The sequence below is a fragment of the Thermocrispum municipale DSM 44069 genome, from assembly GCF_000427825.1.
Classification (GTDB): domain Bacteria; phylum Actinomycetota; class Actinomycetes; order Mycobacteriales; family Pseudonocardiaceae; genus Thermocrispum; species Thermocrispum municipale.
Genome location: NZ_ATYT01000003.1, coordinates 231,057 through 249,047, shown reverse-complemented (window position 1 = coordinate 249,047; position 17,991 = coordinate 231,057). Strand labels below are relative to the sequence as shown.

Below are 17,991 nucleotides of genomic sequence, written 5' to 3'. Positions count from 1 at the left end.
CAGCACTCCGATCGCATCCGCCGTGATTCGGCCCCGCCGACATCTGACGTGGCATCTGCCGACGACACGATCGACGCTACGGGCCGGTTCGACGCACGCGTGCTCAGCGATGCGACTGCGAACCTATGGTCAACAAGGTTTGCACGATGAGGACTGCTGTTGCGGCCCGTCGTCGCCTTCGTCCGCTATCCAGCTCCCGCCAACACGGAGGAGTTGGAACGACCGCCTGCCGAACGGCTCCGGGGCGACGACGGCAGTCCCGTGCCAAATCTCCATGAACCGCGGCTTGCAGGCCACCACGACGTAATTCTGCGGAATCGGGCCACTGGGCCAGAACGCCGTCCACATGGCCTTGAAACGGGGAGACCCGGATTCGGGCCAGTCCTCCAGTGTCGCCGCGCAGTCGACCGTGACGCAGCTGCGTCGCCGGTCGTCCTGATACACCAGCAGGCATCGCCCTGAGCGGAGAACATCCCGTGCTTTGCGTGACAACGGGTCCGTTCCGAACCTGATCGTGCCGTCCGCTGCCGGCGGAAAAGGTTCGACGACTCGAGCCGTCGGTCCCCTGTCGGACTCCGTCACGACGAGGCAGTAGCGCGAGGACCTGATCTGCTTCAGCGCGATGGCGGCCACCCGCGAAGGATCCGTGACTCGGCGGCGCAGCGCCCACCAGCGATAGGCGCGCCCCAGACTCGCGAACGCCGCCCGCGCTGCCCGCCTCCGCACCGAGCCGACCAGGCTCGAACTCACCATGGGCCGAGCTCAAGCGTGCTGGGCCACGGCGCACGGCCGGTCAACCCGGTGAGCAGACGCAGGTCGTCCCCTGGCTGCAGTCTCCCGGGCAATGCGCGCAATTGCGTCGCCAACTCCCACGCCACGTACTCCGCCGGCCAGTCCTGCGGGGTGTAGCCCAGCCCCATGTCCGAGTGGTGGAGCTCCGTCTCCCGTAGCCGACGCTTCGGACTGTCGGGCAGCGGCCAATCGTCGTCGCGGTCCGGCACATCGAACGTCCACCCGCGCTCCGCGCACCGTCTCCACACGTCCTCGAGCCGTTCCTGCGAAGTCCGCAGGTCTTCGACCATCACCTGCGCCGGGCGTGCGTGGCCTTCTTCGATCTCGCGCTCGCGCTGAGCCTCACCACCCGGATAGCGCTTCACGTCCTCACCGCGCAGCGCCGCTTCGAGTCGCCGCGCATGTCCGTCCGCGTTGCGTGCCAGGTGAGTGACCACGTGCCCGACCGTCCAGTCAGGCAGCAGGCTCGGCTGACGGACCGTGTCGTCGTCCAGATCGGCCAACGTCTGCAACACTCGTCGGTGGGCCGACAAGCACAGTTCAACGGCTCGAGAAGTGTCCACACGCGCATCGTGCCACGCCACAGTGGCGCTGTCCGCGCTCAGTAGCCTTCGTCGAACCGAGGTTGGGATCGAACAGCGCACGACCGCTCGTTGACGGCGAGCTCGGCGGCGCCGGACGAGCTAGGCTGCCCGCACCTATGATCACGAACTTTCTCCTGGACAACGCGGCACTCGTCCCGGTGGCGCTGGTTCTTGTCGCGCTGGCGTGTGTCCTGCTCGGCTACCTGGCGCGCCACCGCGCCGTTGTCTTGTGGATCCTCGCCGGACTGTCGCTGGTGCCCGTGGTCGCATTGACGCTGATCCCGGAGTCCCGCCGCCTGGATCAGGTGTGCGCGGTGCAGTTATCGTGGCCGACGCTGGGCAGCGTCGAGCTTCTGGCCAACGTCGCGTTGTTCATTCCGCCCGCGTACTTCACCGCGCTCGTGGCGCGGCGCCCCGGACGTGTCCTCGCCGCGGGCATCGGCCTGTCGGCGGCCATCGAAGCGGTGCAGGCTCTGATTCCTGCGATCGGCCGCTCGTGCGACACCAACGACTGGGCGATGAATTCCTTCGGCGTGATCATCGGTGTCGTGCTCGCCGTGCTGACCTATCGGCTGACGCGAAAACGCGCAAACGAAGACGCCGACTGACGCGGGACGGCCGTGCCGCCGCGAAGCAAATGTCACCCCTCCGACGTGCGCAAACTCGACGCACGGACCGAGAGAAATGTGCCGATGTACCGGCCGCGCGAATTTCGCAGAATTCGCGAAAACTCCTCGAAAATTCCGGCGCTCGGTTAGGGTCGGGTTGCTTGGGGGGCGGGAGAAGGGGGGGTGGACATGGCCACATACCTCACGGCCGACGAATACTCGAAGGCGCTGACTACGCGGCTGGACGAGTCCTACGAGGCGTTGACATTCCGGTGGCGCGAAGAAGCCTGCAAGGCGCTGTCGAAGACCGTGTTCGACGTACCCGGCGCGCCGGAACCGCTGCGCTGGCAGCCCCCGCCCGAGTCGCACGGCCACCTGGTGGCCAGCATCGCCGACTGCCCGCACCTGAGCTGGGTCCGCGACGGGCAGGTGGGCGAGGTCCCGGCGGAGTCCTGCGAAGGCTGGAACAAGCAGAGCCAGGAGTATGTCGAATGCCGGGTCGCCGACGTATTGGCCCGGGTCGCGGACTGGGCATGGGACAAGCGCGAAGAGGTCGCCAAGGGACTCCCCAGCTGGAGGTGCTCGAACTCGGTGAGCTGGAGGACGTCTACGACACGTTCGTCGGCCTCGGCGGCCGGCTCGGGCTGCAGACCGAGGGGCCGGACAAGGCGAACCTGCCGCCGCTGGGTAGCCGTCCGCTCCTCGAGGACGTCGAATGGCTGGGCGGCAACGACGGGAACAAGGAGTGGTTCGCCGGCTGGACCGGCTTAGCCGCGAGCACGGTCAAGGACGGCTTTCTCGCCTCGGTCAAGCCGACGCTGCACAACCAATCCGTCCTGCTCGGCTGCCTGGCCGAGCTGTACTCCGAACGGGCCAAGATCGTGCACGTGGGGCGCAACAACACGGTGCAGTGGCTCGCCGCCATGGCCAAGGCACTGAACGCGAAGCAAACCGTCAAGGTGTTTCCCGACGCCGGCAAAGGCAAACTGGCTCTCGACATCGTCGGCCAGGTGCTCAGCGTCGTCGGGTTGCTGGGTAAGACCGTGTCGTCGGCCACCGGACCCGCGGGCGTCGTCGTCGGCCTCCTCGGCTTCCTCGCTGGTGGAATGTCCGAGGCCACCATGGAGGTGCACGCGAAGAGCCTGCCGGAACTGCTCACCCAGATGGACACCGACGTGTGCTCCTTGCACGCCGAGATGGACGCGACGGAGGCCGAATACCTGGTCTCGGTCGGCACAGTGCAGAGCGCCTTGGGCGGAGTGCACAGCTACAACCTCGAGCTGTACGACCTCACCAGGAACGATCCGGACGGCGACTGCTCCGATCCGCCCGCGTCCAAGGGTTACTCGGTGGACGTGGCGTTCGTGCTCGACATCGCGCAGCGCTGTTACGAGGCGGCCGAGGGATACGCGGGCCTGCTGAGCAAGATCACCACCACCGCGAGCGCCGACCGGCAGCTCGCCGGGCGTGACGGTCACCAGATCGAGGCGGACAAGGAAGTGCTGGCCATCCGCGACACGCTGGAATCCTTCTTCAAGACCAGCGGTGCGCGCTACCTGCTTGCCGGGGACCAGATCAAGGAGGCAGCCAAGGAGTACGCCCAGACCGACGCGGACCAGGCCGAGCGTTACCGCGAGAAGATGAAGGATTGGCGCGAGGAGAGGATCAGCGGCAAGCGCGTGGACCTGGACCCGAGGAAGCCGGGCGTGCAGTCCGACCCGGACGGACACACCGGACCGACCGACCGAGGCGAGGTCGAGCCGGAAGAGGACCAGTTCAACCGCGGGGAGCACGGGGAGCGGCGGCGCGAGGACGGCAAGGACTACCGCACGTCCTAGGACGCCACGAGCGTCGGTCCCCCGGCTCCCCCGCCAGGGTTCCCGCGGGTGCGGCGTGCCGTTTTGGCAGGTCGCCGGCCTGACGCGGCATGCGGTTGATGATTGGCCGCGGCGCACGCTGCGGTCCTGGTGACCGGACTCTCCCCACTCCAGCGAGGTGAAGAAATTCCGACCTGTCTCGCTTTTCGGGCAACGTCGAACGACCTGAAGGCGTCCTCAGTGCAATTCCGTTTTCAACGTGAGGGGGAGGGGTTACGGATGCACGCTCGACGTGTCCTGACAGCAGGTGCAGCAGCTCTGGCGACTTGTGCGGTGGTCGCCACCACCGCGTGGGGGGCCACCGGGCCGGAGCTGATTTCGGTTTCGTCGTCCGGTGCCGAACTGGCGCCCGAGGTCTACGACAGCCGGGTCGACGACGACGCCGATCGTGTGGTGTTCGTCGAACCGTCCAAGTCGCAGGGAGAGGCGTCGCATGTCTACGTGCGCGACCGCTCCTCCGGTAAGACCACGAAGATCTACACCAGCAAGGTGGGTGACGGCGCGGTCGCCGACATCTCGGGGTCCGGCACGTACGTCGTGATCGGCAGTGGCGGCACACTGCGCGTACGCAACATCAATACCGGCTCCACGCAGTGGCTGCGCGGCGTCGCGGGCGCGAGTGAGCCGTCGATCTCCAGCAACGGCCGCTGGGTGGCGTTCCGCGGCAGTCTTGAAGAAGGCGGCCCGGTGCACGCGTACCGGTGGAACTTGGCGACTGACGCAATCACCAAGGTGTCGCACAAGGCTGGGGTCCGCACTGCGAAGATCAGCGGGGACGGACGCCACGTCGCGTACACCGTCGACGGCCACGCGTACCAGGCCACCGCGTCCACCGGGCAGTGGGAGCTGCTCGACCAGTCACCGACCGGCGAACCCGGAAACTTCAGTGACGTCGTCCTCGGGGGTGTCAGCTACGACGGGCACTACGTCACGTTCACCTCGGGCGCCACGAATTTGGTGGACGGGTCCGAGGAGTGCGAGCAGATCGAGGGCGGCTGCGTGTTCCGGCGGGACACCGCGGCAGGCTCCACCGAAGTGGCGAGCATCATCGACGGCAAGCCGAGCAACGCCCTCTACATCTCCGCCATCTCGGACGACGGCAATGTCGTGGTCTTCTCCGACGTCCAGGCGTTCGCCCGCGACATGAGCAGCGGCGAGACGGTCCGGGTGAGTGAGAACTCCTTGGGCGCGGGAGCCGACAGCGGTGTCGACGACATCGCGGTCGACGCCGACGGCAGCGATGTCGTGTTCACGTCGCGCGCCGGCAATCTGGGTGCCGACGGGCACAAGGAGCGCATCTGGTTGACCTCGACCGGGTTCTGACGCCCACCATCCCGGGTTCGGCGGGGAGTCACGCAGGCCCCCGCCGCCGGGATGTTCGCCGGTGCCCCATGCTCGGCCGTCGTTGACGCCCTTTGGAGCTTGCTTCGCCGTTCGGCCCGCTCGGCCCGGATCGGGTGCTGTAAACGATTCCGGGTTTGGGGCTCCGCCGGCGACGCACTGACACCTGGCTCGAGCGCCGGCGATCCGAGGGCCCCGCGCGGATGGACCAGCGGGCTCCCGGTGATTCCCGACGGTGGGCACGACCCGCGTTGATCTCCGGGCAGTTCCTGTTGGTACCGGTGTTATCAAGATCGCACCCGGCCCCAGGGAGCCCCTGAAGGGACCCCGAGATCTGGCACGAATCTGACTCGGACACGCGAAAGGCCCGGTCGAAACCGAGCGTCGACCTATTACCGGGTAATAGCCCACGCAGTCAGACGGAGCCGTCGTTGCCTGCGTAGCGCCTCGGCCATTCGTCGCTTGTCAACGCGCACGTCCCGGCGCCGGGGATGGGCGCCGGAGCAATCGGTCTTGCACGCCCCCAGGACCCCTCGTGCACTGCACGCGTGCATACCACGTTCGAACACGCGTGCAGCGCACGAGGTTGAGAGGTTTGCTGTGCCGCGTGCACGCGTTGAATCCTTGGCGAACGCCCAGCTCACCGGTCCTGCGCGGCCTAGGGCACCGCGCGAGGTCGCAGCCGAGTAAGCCCGCCATGCACGCCCAAAGCGCGCACTCGTGCGCGTGCATCACGCGGTCGCAACACAGGCGTACACGGGTTTACGTGCCAGGCGTCTTACACCTCTGAAGTCCACGCGCACGACTAAGTTCACCGAGCTGGACCGTGCACTCCAGGACGACGTTGACTTCCTCCCCACACCTGAAGGTGGGGGATTCCCGTGGCTGAGGTGCCGTTCATGCAGCCTCGGTCTCGGGTGGTTGGCGCTTCACGGACCGCCCAACGGCGAGGTCTCCACGCCCTGTCACCGCCAGCCCGGCGGCGAGGATGTTCTTTGCGGCGTTCACGTCGGCGTTGTCCTGGTGGCCGCAGGCTCGGCACCGGAACACCGCTTGACTCTCACGGTTGTCCGGCGCGCAGTGCCCGCAGGCATGGCAAGTCTGCGACGTGAACGCAGGCGGCACCCGCAGAATCCGGGAGCCGTTGTAACGAGCCTTGTGTTCTAAGGCGGTCAGCAGTTTGCCCCAGCCCTTGGCCAAGATCGCCCGGTTCAGCCCGGCCTTCTGCCGGACGTTTTGGCCTGGCTGTTCGACGGTTCCCTTTGCGCTGGCCGTCATATTCTTGGTGCGCAGGTCCTCCACGACGACCAGTCCGTGGTCACGGGTGAGGCGGTTGGCGGTCCACGCCAGGAAGTCGGTACGCCGGGCGCGGATGCGGGCGTTCAGCTTGGCCAACTTCGCCCGGGTGGCCATACGCCTGTTGGAGCCCTTCTGCTGCCGGGCGAGCTGCTGCTGAAGCCGCTTGAGCCGCGCCGCCTCCCCTGGAGTGATGAATTCGCGGTCACGCATCCACCCGGACGAGGTAGCGACTGCGAGGGCGACACCACGATCCACCCCCACCGGAGGTTTGCCGTTCGGTGCGGACTCCACCAGCCCGTCTTCGACGATGAAGGAGACGTACCAGCGCCCGCCGTCCTTGAGCACGGTGGCATTGCGAAGTTGCCCGCCAAGCGGGCGTGTCCACCGGAAGCGGGTCCAGCCCAGCTTGGGCAGCTTGACTCGGCCCCAGCGACGGGAGACTCGCTCCACGGTGATCTGATTGGCATCGGGGAAGCGAAACGTCGGCGCGTTTTTCCGCTTGGAGCGCCATCGCACCTTGAACGTGCCGTGCCTCGCACATGCCCGGTCCAGGTCGCGCAACGTTTGCTGAAGCGTGTGCGACGGGGCCTCGGCCAGCCACGGAAAGTCCCTCTTGGCCTCAGCCACCTGCCGCGCTTGCTCCACGTAACCGATGAACGCGCCGCGGCGGCGGTAGGCGCGCCGCTGCTCCAAGGCGGTGTTCCACACAACCCGGCAGGCATCACCGATCCTCTCGGCGAATTCCTCCTGCTCAGGGGTGAATGCGAGCAGGTAGCGGCGGCCGGTCAGCATTCAGCGGCCCTTCTGCTGCTCGACGTACCGCTTCACCGCCGCCAGTGGCGCGCCGCCGACCGTGGCTACGAAGTAGGAGTTCGTCCACAATGTCGGCAACCGCGACTTCAGATGCGGGAACTCCTCGCGCAGCACACGGGACGAGCGGCCCTTGATGGCCTTCACCAACCGGTGGATGCCGTACTGCGGATCGACTTCGACCAGCAGACGGACATGGTCAGGCATGACCTCCATCTCCACCAGCCATGCTCCTTTCTCGTCCACCACCTCGCGAATGAGGTCCTTCAACCGCTCTTCGACCCGGCCGCCCAGCACGCGCCGCCGGTACTTCGGGCACCACACGACGTGGTACGCGCACTGGAAGACGATGTTGCTGTTCGACCGCAGTGTTACAGCCACCCCAACAGTATACAGCTTGTAGCTATCTAATGCTGGGGATCGGAGATTTAGGCTAACCCCACGACTGAAGTCGGGGGTCTGCGCCCAAGAACTTCGATCAACTCATCAGGCGGCCACTGAACACACACCGGGCCCGGTACTGCTGGCGCGCCCGACGGGTCGCCCACTCACGGGGGTCCGACAGTTGTCTCACGTTGTCTCATGAACCCACCAATTTGTGGCGAGAGAGCGGTTGTCCCTACGCGTGCGCGGGCGCCCGCGCGCGCGTAGGGCCAGGAGCCGACGACGACTCCCCAAGCACGTGAGACAAGTGAGACAACCGAGTGGCGTACGACTCGCCTCGAGAGCACCGCTTCGGGTTTGCGTGTGGTGTTGTTGCCGATGCCGCCGGGTGGCATCCAGCCGTCCTGGGCCTAGCAGTTGTGGGAGCGGTGAAACGCCCACGCCGACACGGAATCGCCGTAGCGGTTCTTGATGTAGTTGAGGCCCAGCGGGTTTGCCCGGCGACGGTGGGTTCCACTGCGCCGTGGATGGAGGTCACCTTCTGGAACAGGCCGCGGGCACTGGAGGTGGGTTGGCGCCGGTGAAGATGCTGCGGGCTTATCCGGAGACGTGGCGCAGGTCACTCCGCGCGCTGCGTCCGAAGCCGGGAGACGCCGCTCGTCCCACCCTCATGGGGGACTAGCTGCCTCGAGGTTCAAGGTGTAACCGGAACGTTACAAGACATGTCATCGCAGGTCCAGGCACCCCCGCCCGACCGATCCGATAGGGCACGTTGGGGGCACGCGCATGCGAAAGGCCCGGCAAAACCGGACCTGACCTGCGGAAACGCTGGTGCGCGATACTGGGATCGAATTAGAAGGGGGGCATCTTGCGCTACTAAGATGACCTGGGAATAGCGGGTTCGGCCTGCCGGAATTGCTTCTAGTAACGCGGGAATCAGTGGGAATCCTGCGGAACCATAGCTACTTTGAACCTGGCACGAATCTGGCACGGAAAGAACCCACCACCGCGATGGCCGAGAGCATCTCAAGAAAGAAGTTCGGGAGCATCCGCAAGCTCCCATCGGGCCGGTTCCAGGTCCGCTACTCCGTCGACGGCACGACCTACACAGCGCGGACCGAGGACGGCCGTGCGCTGACCTTCGTCACCAAGACCGACGCTAAACCTGGCTAAACGTCAAGTTCACCGAGATCGTGCAGAGCACGTGGACGACACCGGAACAACGAGAAGCCGCGCGTGTGCCTACTCCTACGCTGCGCGAGTACGCGACCGAATGGCTTGCGACCAGAGACCTCGAACTCCGCTCAAGAGAACATTTCGAATATGTCCTGCGCAACCATATCTATCCCCGCTTCGGGCGCATGAAGTTGGCTGACATCACCACGACTGACGTTCGCAACTGGTATGCGCATCTGTGCCACCCCGGCCACCGTACAATTAACGGAAAGAGAGTAAAATTGAAGGACCGGCCCGTTGCTCGGGCGCATGCATACGGCCTTTTGCGGACTATTCTTAACTCTGCGTTGAACGATGAGCCACCATTGATCAAGAGGAATCCCTGTCGCATCAAGGGCGCGGGCAATACCAAGCGGGTCTCCAAGCAGACCGAGCCGGCTTCCTCCACCGGTTTGGTCTTGTCCGGGTCGTAGGTGCCCTGACCGTCGGCTTCGATCTTGTCCTTGCCGTGTTTCCCCATGGTCCCTCCCATACCGACACGGATCTTATCTACGTGTAACGGAGTGAGCACTCTGTGTGCACCCCCAAATGGGGCGCGTGCTGCTCACAGCAGCGTGCCGATGAGGTCGTGCAGCGGGTCGATCAAGTCAGGAAACTCTTGCTTCGCGGGTTGCAGCAGCTTGGCTGCCACGTGCAGCAGCGTCAACCGGCCGGTGTCGCTGGCCAGCTGGTCCTCGAAGACCTCATAGACCTTGTAGGCGACCTCGGGCATCAGCAGCGACAGGCAGTACAGCTTGGCGGCGTCCGCGCCGACGGGGCCGCGGCCCCACAGTTCCCAGTCTAGAATGGCCAGCGGCTGGTAGAGATTGGCCCAGTGCAAGTCACCGTGCACGGTCTCCTGCTGCGGGATGACCAGGTCGAAGCCGAGCACTTTGCGGATGCGGGCATCCGCGGCTGGGTTCTTCTTCACGCGGTCGGTCGGTGTGGCGCGCAGCGTGTCGAGCGCGCTCCGCAAGTCGCTCCACCACTGGTCGGGCAGATCGACCGGGTGTCGCAGCACCCGGCTGGAGGAGATCGGCTGACCGTCGATGACGGTCATCGCGTCGGCGCGAACGCAGAACTGCAGGCCGTTGAACTCATCGGTGTAGTCGGTCGAGGCCAGCACGTACGGTTTGGGTACGCCCCGCACCGCATTGGATTCGGCGATCCCGGTCCATACGAGCGGAAACGCGCGCACGTCGCTGGCCAGCTCCGCCCCGACGCGCAGCCAGCGCGGCTCCCAACCGCTGGTGCGGCACAGACCGCTGACCGAGCGCAGCCCGACGCCGAACTCAGGCTCGCCGATTACCGTCAACCCGAGCCGCTTGGCGGCGCGGTCGCGGTGCCCGAGCAGCCAGCGGCGAAATGTCGCCTCCAGCCGCTCGGCCGACTCGCTGTTGGTCACGCCCTCCGCACCGCCTCGTTCTCCGGGTAGCAGTTGGTGCCGCCACCACCGGGTCGACATCCCGCACCGAAGGCTTCGTTCTCCGGGTAGCAATTCTCGCCGCTGCCACCCGGTCGGCACCCGGTTCGCTGGCGCTCGGGCATGCCGAGCGCGATCAGACGCTGGCGGGCATGGGGCAACAGCTCGGCGATCTCGGTGATGCTGTGCGTCGTCACGGTGCCCAACTCCAGATCGCGGGTCATCACACACGGGGTCACGGAGCCATCCGGCATGACCGCGAGCTTGCCATCGCCACATCCACCACACAGCTCGCCCGCGTCGCAACCACCCAGCGGGGTATGCCGCGGCGCGATCCCAGCCGCGCGCCCCAGGGCGCGTACGTTGTCGAACCCGATCGCCTGCTCTGGTACACCAAGGGCGAGGAGATCAGCGCGTGCACCCTCGATGTCCTGCTCGTCGAGCACCTTGATGATGCCCACCCGGATTGGGATCTGGTACCGCACCGCGCGTGCGATGTTGCGACGGGTCTGCTCGTACGAGGCGGGGCGCTGGGTGATCATGGTGTGCTCGTCCGGGTTGCCGCTGTAGTACGACGTCGCCAGCGACACCCCTGGCCGTCGGAACACTTCCCACAGCTCGTCGGTCACATGCCCGAGGTTGCTGAACACCTCCACCCGCAGCCCCAGCGTGAGCGCGTACTCGACCAGCGCGGGCAGCGCCGGGTGCAGCGTTGGTTCGCCGCCGATGAACTGCACCAGGCGCACACCAGTAGCGGCGACCTGGTCCAGGACCCGTTTCCAGTCGTCGGCGGTCATCGAGCCATGGGAGCCCTGTGGCCCGCTGCGGGCGAAACAGTGCGTGCAGTGGAACTGGCACTTGCCGGTGATCTCCAACCACACAAATTCCAGCGGCGCGGCCACCTCGCTACTCGGGGCATCGATCGTTGCGGCGGTCATCGACCCTTCCTCTCCTCAGTTGCTGTGTTCGACGCGGGAAAACGGGGGGAATTGGAACTGCGCGGGCGCACCGGACAGGGGGTGTTTCGGCGCGTGCTCGCTGCCGTGGGGCGACAGCTTCAGCAGCGCGGTGATCGCCGCAGTGACCGGGCCGAAGTAGAACCACACCGGGTCCGCCACCACCTCACCGTGGTCGTCGATCAAGTAGCGGCCGGCGAACGCGGTGTCGACGTCGAACACCACATAGGTGTCGATAACGCCGTCACCGCGGCGCTTGCCCATCACCCGCCCCGGCACACTGTCTCCGGAGGATTTGAACCCGGCTGCGGTGATGCGCCGCAGAGCGTCGATGGCTGCGCGCTCTTCCTCGGATTCGCCGATCAGCCCGGTCATGCCACGTTCCGCAATCTCGACGACATCCCGCCCATGCCGGGCGCGATCTTCCGTTGCGCCTGCTCGACGGTGAGCGGGTGGGCGATCAACCGGGAGTACTCCTCGCTGTGCCGACCCACGTCCAAGATGGGGCGAACCGGCGGGCGGGGTGTGCCCTCGAGCCTGGCCTGATGGCGATACCAGCGCACCAGAAACGGCACATACGCCATTCCGGCGATCAGCAAGAACACCAGCGTGAAGGTCATCGTTGACTCACCTCAGTGGCCGAATACCCCGGCTGACGAGTCGTGATCGGCGCAGCCAGCAGGGCAAGATCGTTCATCCGGGAACCGCCGCTGCTGCGATCAACCACGACGTGCCGTGGGATCGCGGCGACGGCTGGTGTGGAGGGCGGCACTCCCCGCAGGGGGCGGGGATTCACCTGCGGGGGTGCCGCGGTTGCGCTCACCCGATCCGTCGGATCAGGTGCGCAGGTGAAACACGGTCGGCTAGCCAGCTGCAGGGTCGGGGCTTGCATGCTGTGTCCCTCCGTGTTTCAGTGATCGCAGTCTGTTTGTGAACAACGGCTGCTAGAGTTCGCTCCGACGGCCTGTATCAGCAATTGAAACGGGTCGCAGTTCACCCAGACGGAGGATTGAATGGCGAAGTCGAAGGTGAAGGCCAAGCGCCTGGGGGCGGCACTACGTCAGAGTCGTGAATCCGCTGGTCTGAGCCTGCGGGATGCTGCCGAAGGGGTGGGCTGGGATTTCAATCGTCTGCACCGGATCGAGAAGGGCCAGGGGCCGTACAACCCCGAAGAGATTTCGGGTCTGCTCGGCCTGTACCGCGTCACTGGTGACCGGCGCGACCGCATTCTCGCCACCGTGCGCTCGCTCGACGAACCCGGCTGGTGGGAGCNCGCGGGTGTCACGAAGACGATGGGAGCCCTTGCGGACTACGAGAACGATGCCCAGAAGATCACACAATGGGCTCCGATGCTGATCCCCGGCTTGCTGCAGACGATGGATTATGCTCGCGCCGCCATTCAGTTCGATCCGAATCTCGATGCGGCGAGTGTCGAGGCCCGGCTGACGGTTCGAGTACGTCGCCAGCAGATCTTGAAAGGCGATGTGGAATATCGGGTTTTCCTTGGGCTGACCGCGCTCAAAGCAACGGTCGGCAGTAGGGAGATACTGGCTCGCCAACTCGCGGCGCTCCGCAACATCGGGCAACAGGACAACATCACCCTGCGGGTCGTGCTCCCCGAAGCAGATGCGCGAGGCGCATTGCTCGGCCCCTTCAGCGTGCTGGAGTTCGACGAGTGGCAACCAGTCGTGGATGTCGAGAACTTGCGCGGCACCGTGTTTCTCGACACCGAAGAACATACGGGCATCTATCTCGGGGTGCTGTCCCAGCTGAATGCTGTCGCACTCGGTGAGACAGAATCGATGCGTTTGATCGAGCGGCTCAAGGAAGAAGTGGAAGGATCAGCAGATGAGCAGCGAGTGGCGCAAGTCTAGCTTCAGCGGCCCGGACTCCGACTGCGTCGAGCTGCGCAAGGCCGAGGATGGTCACATCCTCATGCGCGACTCGAAGGACCCCGACGGGCCTCGCCTGGCCTTCACCAAGGCCGAGATCGCGGCCTTCGTGCAGGGGGTCAAGGCGGGCGAGTTCGACGACCTGACCTGAACGGTCGACACAGTGGCCTGGGCCCCTCTCCCTGCGCGCGGGGAGAGGGGCCTCATGTCTAGGGCTACGCCTGATCCAACTCAGGCTACTGCCTGATCAGGTAGTGGTCTGGCGGCCTCGTGACCTGCGGAGGCCAGTGCGCTGTCCCTGGGCTGCTGTGGGCTACGCTCAGCGCACGTTTTCAGGGCAGAACACTGCGGCCCCCACTGTGACAACGGACATCGCGTCCTCGTCCCGGAATGATTCCTCGTAGCGGGCGGCTACGTCGCCCAGCAACAAGCCCTCCTCGAGCCACTCGCACGCGAGCTTGCCGAACTCGATGGTCGTTTCTTCCTCCCAGTCTTCGATCTCCATGCCGCGCTCACGCAGCAGCTGCAGGAACAGCTCGTCGGGCGGCAGATCCGAATCCTCCGGCGACTCGTCGTCCGACATGTCCGGGATGTAGGCCTCCCCGCCGCCGGCTCCGATTTCTCGCTCGTGCGTGTGGCGGTCTTCGTCGGCGTGTTCTTCTCAGCCGGTTCCGCGTCGGCGCAGGCCGTCAGGCCAACGATGTCGACTGCGAGCGCGGCCACGAATATGATCTTGCGTGACATCATGAACCCCTTTTCCGCGATTTTTCGGCGGCATTCGTGTCTTGGTTACACGTCGCCCAATGCCAAAAATGATCAAAATTATCGAGGGTGATCTCCGCCACGGTCAGCAACAAACGAGTTGATCCTCCCGACATGTGAAATGTTGACATGCGGGAAAGGCCGAAGAGTATGCGCAAATTGGCGCTATTAGTCGCGACAGTCGGATCGACCGTGGCGCTGCTCGCCGGGTGCGCGGGCGAGATGACCGCGGCAGAGTATCGAGAGGAGATGCTCGCCGCGGGGGCCGGCCGACGCGATAACCGGTGATCCGACCCTGTGCGATCCAGTTTCGGACAGACTTTTGAGACACATCGAGATACTCGGCGGCAGCTTTAAGCGAGATCAGTTTTTTCGCGCCGGACTTCGAGGCCGTTCATGGGGGGAGCGCTCCCTTCACGTGCGAACGCGGGCGCACGAGACCGTCGGTCGGCCCAGTGCTGCCCGGCGTCGGTAAAGGTGCTGAGGGCTTACCCGGAGAGGGTGACGGACCGTCCATCGCCGTCAAGCGTCCGGTGCCTGAGACGCCGCTCGCCCCGCCCTCGGAGGGGCTAACGTGCCCGAGATTCTGGATATGTCCAAAACGTTACACAGTGGTCCAGGTGGGGGCCACCCATGTCAGCGAGATCGGTTTTGATCTGGCACGTACGTGGCACGAACACACCTCAGGCCCGGTCGAAACCGGGCCCGGCCTGCGGAAACGCTGGTGCGCGATACTGGGATCGAACCAGTGACCTCTACCGTGTCAAGGTAGCGCTCTCCCGCTGAGCTAATCGCGCGAGGTGGAGACGGGATTCGAACCCGTGTAGACGGCTTTGCAGGCCGCTGCCTATCCTCTCGGCCACTCCACCGCGTCGGCCTGAGCAAAAGCCATCGCCGAGCGGATGACGGGACTCGAACCCGCGACCCTCACCTTGGCAAGGTGATGCGCTACCAACTGCGCTACATCCGCATTGTGCCACCTCGGTGCTCCGTGGTGGTTGTGGTGAGAACTCTAGCCGACGCCGTCCAGGCCGTGTGCACGGGGGTCGGGATTTGACCTTCAGGCCAGGTCGTTCGGGATGAGATGGGTCAGGGCGTCGTCCACGTCGACCCAGAGGTGCTCGTTGCCGGGAAGCACGACGTCGTACGTCCGGTCCAGGAAGTCCGCCAGCTCTTGCGCGGAGGCCTCGAACATGGCGTGCCCGGACGGCGAGTTCAGCTCGATGAACACCGACTCGGGGTCCTCGACCGACGGGCGGATCCGGACGTCCCCGTCACCGGAGTCGGCCAGCAGGCCGTCGGCGAGCAGGTCACGCGCAAAGACCCATTCGACCCACCCGGCCTTGCCGGTGCGGAATGCCGCGACGACCGCGTACGGGTCGCGAGTGTCGTATCGCAGCTCCACCTTGACCGGGACGGCAGGCGCTCGCGGTGCGAGCAAGTCGAACACCGCGGTCGAGCGGAGCGTCACATGGTCGTTGCGCATCGTCTCTACCCTTCGTCTCCCTTCCCGGTCGTGCTAACGACCTGCGTACACACCTATGACGCGACCTATGCCCGGTTGGCCCACTTCGGCCGCCGTAATCACCCGTATGGCTGGCCGAGCTAACGCGTCCGGTCAAAGGCAACGCCGGGAAGCGTCCGCTCCATATTGCTCGGGAAGCTGCACGTGCAAAAGGGATGTCGCGCGAATGCCGCAAGACGAAGGTCACACCATTGTTATCTTCGGCTAACCCGTATCCCACCTGACCTGCTACCTGTGCGTACGGTGTCGTGATCAAAGCCCTCAGTGATCGTTGATGGGGACCCTCCGTGACGGCCCCGATCGGGCTTCGGTAAAGTTCCGAAGTGCAGTCACCATCGACTGCGACAGCGAGCGCGATTAGCTCAGCGGGAGAGCGCTTCGTTCACACCGAAGAGGTCGCTGGTTCGATCCCAGCATCGCGCACCACATGAAGACCCGGTCCGATCGCGGACCGGGTCTTCGTCATGTCGGCGAGCGGCAACCGCGCTCCGCAGCTGCGGAGCCCCCAACCTCGCCCGGGTGCTCGAGGTCCTTCCTTGAGTCAGTTCGAACGGGAGGGGCCACATGGCCGAGGACATCATCTGCAATCACTGTCAGGGTGACGGCTGGGTACTCACCACGGCGATCGTCGACGGGACCATCGTCGCTGACGATCGCGAATGCGAGCCGTGTGCAGGAACCGCCTCGTGCCCGGCCGGCCGAACAGTTCAGCCGAGTAAGCCACATCCACGCCGCACCCGACTCACCATCCTCGGGCGTCCTCCTCGTCCAGAGCCGATGCGCCGGGTCCGGCCGCGGCGTAAGGCGGCTCGACACCGCGTCCACCCTTTCGGAAGGCCAGGACACCGCCGACCAGGAAAAAGATCAGCAAGAATTCCGCGACACCCAAGCTGCCCGCTTCTGCCGCACTGGCGCGATCCGGCAACAGCTGGTGTGGCCAGAGTGGCGCGATGGCCGTGGTCAGGGTGTCGCCCTCGTCCGGGGCGGCCTCTCGCTCGCCGTACCACCGCTTGTCCGCCACGACGTGCCGTTCCCCGTCGAGTTCGTACGCGACATCCAGGTACGGAAGCGGCTCCGTCCACAGTGCCTCAGTCGGCCGAGGTCCCTCGTACGCGTGCCGCAGGTCAACGTTGGTGACCGTGACGTCGACGGTCGTCGCGGCGCCCACCAGGACCGCAGCCGAATTCCCTGCGAGGTAGGCGCCGGGGATCAGCAGCACCGCCAACAAGAGATATGCCCCGCGGTCGAGACCCGCGGTGTCGCGCTGCAACAACCGGCGCAGGGCGATGACGGCCCCCAGGATCAGCCCCGCCACCACAAGATCGAGGACGACCGCAAGCCCCATGGCGACCCAGCCGGCCATGCTGAGGTTGATCAGCACCAACAACAGCACGCCAGCTGTCAGAGCCAGCACAGCACGCCGCAGGAGAGTCCGAAACTGTACGGACAACGTCGGCACCCGGATGCCCGTCCAGCGCGCGACCCGCATCGCCAGCGATCCGACCAGGAACACGATCAGGCCACCCAGGACCGCCCATGCGTTCGCCGCCAATGACGACGTCGGCACCGCGGCGAACCGCCCGCCGAAGACGGCCGGGAGCTCCTCGCCGCTGAAGATCCGCGCGTCCAGCTCGGTCAGGTACGACAGCGAGCGGCAGATCTCCGCAACACCGAAGGCGATCGCCACCAGCACCGCCGGGACCAGCCCTAACGCGGTGAGAGACCGGTAGCGCTGCTCGCGCGGCCCTGGTGTGCTGCGGAAGTAGCGGCCGCCGTGGCCGGGCGGCACCTGGTTCGGCTGTCCGTACGCTCGCCACGAGCTGTCCGGAACGTCTCGCAGCAGCGCAAGCAGGTTCTTCGCGTACTCGAAGATCTTCTCGTTGGTCGTGGCCGCGACCTCGATGCTGATCACACCGTCGGCAAGCCCGATCGCTTGCGGGCGGTCCAACTCCGGGACGCTGTCCTTGTCCGGTGTCAGCAGACCGTCGTAGGGCACCACCGCCAGCTGCCGGAACGCGTGCGCAAATCGTTCGTCGGCGGCGTAGACCGAGCACACCTCGCCGCGGTAGTCCCGCACGCTGGGCGCTTTCACCAGCCGCAGGCGCAGCTTTTCCTCCGCCGGGGCGCCGATCCGCACGACCCGCAGTTCGGGTGTCCGCGGCGTTCTGATCTGAATGACGCAGCGCTCGTCGGCACGGGAGCCGTAGCCGAACGCGGCGGCCTCGTATCCGCCGACCACGAAGCCTGCGCACCAGGCAGGTGGCTCCCCCAGCGGCTCCCCCGTGTCCGGCTTGGTGTACGAGACGAACGACGGCGCCTGCCGGGTCAGCCCGTTGTCGCGTGCGTCGGCCAGCACGTGCGCCGCGACTTCCTTCTCCTCCAGTCGCGCGTCCGATTCGGCCGCATTGGCGGCGACGACCGACACCGTGGAAAGTGCGAGCCCTCCCCCGGCCACCCACAATCCGACCTGATCGAGCGTGGCAGCGTCCACGAACTGATCTCCTCAAACCGACAATCGGAGCA

19 protein-coding genes and 4 tRNA genes are annotated in these 17,991 nt (G+C 65.8%); 8 read left to right on the top strand and 15 right to left on the bottom strand.

The annotated features are described in order from the left end of the window. Positions 1 to 129: 129 nt before the first annotated feature. Positions 130 to 633 carry a pyridoxamine 5'-phosphate oxidase family protein gene (locus tag YWM_RS21635; RefSeq protein ID WP_052344427.1) on the bottom strand — a complete coding sequence of 168 codons (504 nt, stop codon included), beginning with the start codon at positions 631 to 633 and terminating at the stop codon, positions 130 to 132. A gap of 113 nt (positions 634 to 746) precedes the next feature. Further along, entirely contained in the window at positions 747 to 1,355 is a 609-nt protein-coding gene (locus YWM_RS21630) for a maleylpyruvate isomerase N-terminal domain-containing protein (protein WP_084612117.1), read from the bottom strand. Between the two features lie 137 nt (positions 1,356 to 1,492). On the opposite strand from YWM_RS21630, the gene YWM_RS0101140 reads away from it, so the two are divergent. From YWM_RS0101140 to YWM_RS0101130, 3 genes are all read left to right on the top strand, one after another. Further along, on the top strand, positions 1,493 to 1,984 hold the full coding sequence (locus YWM_RS0101140; protein ID WP_028849160.1) for a VanZ family protein: 492 nt from the start codon (positions 1,493 to 1,495) through the stop codon (positions 1,982 to 1,984). A gap of 533 nt (positions 1,985 to 2,517) precedes the next feature. Continuing rightward, a complete protein-coding gene (locus YWM_RS0101135) occupies positions 2,518 to 3,822 on the top strand; it encodes a hypothetical protein (RefSeq protein ID WP_156914574.1) in 1,305 nt (434 codons plus the stop codon). Between the two features lie 312 nt (positions 3,823 to 4,134). Beyond that, positions 4,135 to 5,184, top strand: a complete 1,050-nt coding sequence (locus YWM_RS0101130) for a TolB family protein (protein ID WP_028849158.1) — start codon at positions 4,135 to 4,137, stop codon at positions 5,182 to 5,184. Between the two features lie 915 nt (positions 5,185 to 6,099). Here the strand turns inward: YWM_RS0101130 and YWM_RS0101125 are convergent. Then, on the bottom strand, positions 6,100 to 7,293 hold the full coding sequence (locus tag YWM_RS0101125; protein WP_028849157.1) for an RNA-guided endonuclease InsQ/TnpB family protein: 1,194 nt from the start codon (positions 7,291 to 7,293) through the stop codon (positions 6,100 to 6,102). Further along, positions 7,294 to 7,692 (bottom strand): IS200/IS605 family transposase, encoded by a 399-nt coding sequence (tnpA, locus tag YWM_RS0101120; protein ID WP_028849156.1) that lies wholly within the window; start codon positions 7,690 to 7,692, stop codon positions 7,294 to 7,296. A 1,014-nt stretch (positions 7,693 to 8,706) separates the two neighbouring features. Here tnpA and YWM_RS26005 point away from each other — a divergent pair. After that, on the top strand, positions 8,707 to 8,868 hold the full coding sequence (locus tag YWM_RS26005; protein WP_156914573.1) for a hypothetical protein: 162 nt from the start codon (positions 8,707 to 8,709) through the stop codon (positions 8,866 to 8,868). 20 nt (positions 8,869 to 8,888) lie between these two features. Beyond that, a complete protein-coding gene (locus YWM_RS27135) occupies positions 8,889 to 9,344 on the top strand; it encodes an N-terminal phage integrase SAM-like domain-containing protein (protein ID WP_084612116.1) in 456 nt (151 codons plus the stop codon). Between the two features lie 131 nt (positions 9,345 to 9,475). Here YWM_RS27135 and YWM_RS0101110 read toward each other — a convergent pair whose 3' ends face one another. The 4 genes from YWM_RS0101110 to YWM_RS0101095 are packed head-to-tail and all read right to left on the bottom strand — an operon-like array spanning position 9,476 to position 11,909. Beyond that, positions 9,476 to 10,315, bottom strand: a complete 840-nt coding sequence (locus tag YWM_RS0101110) for a phosphotransferase family protein (protein ID WP_052344425.1) — start codon at positions 10,313 to 10,315, stop codon at positions 9,476 to 9,478. Beyond that, on the bottom strand, positions 10,312 to 11,271 hold the full coding sequence (locus YWM_RS21625) for a radical SAM/SPASM domain-containing protein (RefSeq protein WP_084612115.1): 960 nt from the start codon (positions 11,269 to 11,271) through the stop codon (positions 10,312 to 10,314). Before YWM_RS21625 ends, YWM_RS0101110 begins: the two co-directional genes overlap by 4 nt. 15 nt (positions 11,272 to 11,286) lie before the next feature. Next, positions 11,287 to 11,664, bottom strand: coding sequence for a hypothetical protein (locus YWM_RS0101100; RefSeq protein WP_028849154.1), 378 nt, complete (start codon positions 11,662 to 11,664; stop codon positions 11,287 to 11,289). Further along, entirely contained in the window at positions 11,661 to 11,909 is a 249-nt protein-coding gene (locus YWM_RS0101095) for a hypothetical protein (RefSeq protein ID WP_028849153.1), read from the bottom strand. The genes YWM_RS0101100 and YWM_RS0101095 overlap by 4 nt, the downstream gene beginning before the upstream one ends. Before the next feature lie 393 nt (positions 11,910 to 12,302). On the opposite strand from YWM_RS0101095, the gene YWM_RS0101090 reads away from it, so the two are divergent. After that, the gene (locus tag YWM_RS0101090; protein WP_028849152.1) at positions 12,303 to 13,163 is read left to right on the top strand and encodes a helix-turn-helix domain-containing protein; all 861 of its coding nucleotides are present in this window, start codon (positions 12,303 to 12,305) and stop codon (positions 13,161 to 13,163) included. Next, a complete protein-coding gene (locus YWM_RS0101085; protein WP_028846263.1) occupies positions 13,138 to 13,332 on the top strand; it encodes a DUF397 domain-containing protein in 195 nt (64 codons plus the stop codon). Before YWM_RS0101090 ends, YWM_RS0101085 begins: the two co-directional genes overlap by 26 nt. Before the next feature lie 168 nt (positions 13,333 to 13,500). On the opposite strand, the gene YWM_RS0101080 is transcribed toward YWM_RS0101085, so the two are convergent. From YWM_RS0101080 to YWM_RS0101055, 6 genes are all read right to left on the bottom strand, one after another. Then, positions 13,501 to 13,764 carry a DUF732 domain-containing protein gene (locus YWM_RS0101080; RefSeq protein WP_028849151.1) on the bottom strand — a complete coding sequence of 88 codons (264 nt, stop codon included), beginning with the start codon at positions 13,762 to 13,764 and terminating at the stop codon, positions 13,501 to 13,503. A 264-nt stretch (positions 13,765 to 14,028) separates the two neighbouring features. After that, a complete protein-coding gene (locus YWM_RS27130; protein ID WP_425426456.1) occupies positions 14,029 to 14,307 on the bottom strand; it encodes a helix-turn-helix domain-containing protein in 279 nt (92 codons plus the stop codon). 358 nt (positions 14,308 to 14,665) lie between these two features. Further along, positions 14,666 to 14,740: transfer RNA gene (locus tag YWM_RS0101070), tRNA-Val, on the bottom strand. A 1-nt stretch (position 14,741) separates the two neighbouring features. Then, positions 14,742 to 14,812: transfer RNA gene (locus YWM_RS0101065), tRNA-Cys, on the bottom strand. A gap of 28 nt (positions 14,813 to 14,840) precedes the next feature. Then, a tRNA-Gly gene (locus YWM_RS0101060) sits at positions 14,841 to 14,913 on the bottom strand. A 90-nt stretch (positions 14,914 to 15,003) separates the two neighbouring features. After that, positions 15,004 to 15,429: an SsgA family sporulation/cell division regulator gene (locus tag YWM_RS0101055; protein WP_028849150.1), complete on the bottom strand. Its 426-nt coding sequence runs from the start codon at positions 15,427 to 15,429 to the stop codon at positions 15,004 to 15,006. A gap of 390 nt (positions 15,430 to 15,819) precedes the next feature. Here YWM_RS0101055 and YWM_RS0101050 point away from each other — a divergent pair. Then, positions 15,820 to 15,894, top strand: a tRNA-Val gene (locus YWM_RS0101050). A 316-nt stretch (positions 15,895 to 16,210) separates the two neighbouring features. On the opposite strand, the gene YWM_RS0101045 is transcribed toward YWM_RS0101050, so the two are convergent. Continuing rightward, positions 16,211 to 17,959 (bottom strand): hypothetical protein, encoded by a 1,749-nt coding sequence (locus YWM_RS0101045; protein ID WP_028849149.1) that lies wholly within the window; start codon positions 17,957 to 17,959, stop codon positions 16,211 to 16,213. Positions 17,960 to 17,991: the final 32 nt, after the last annotated feature.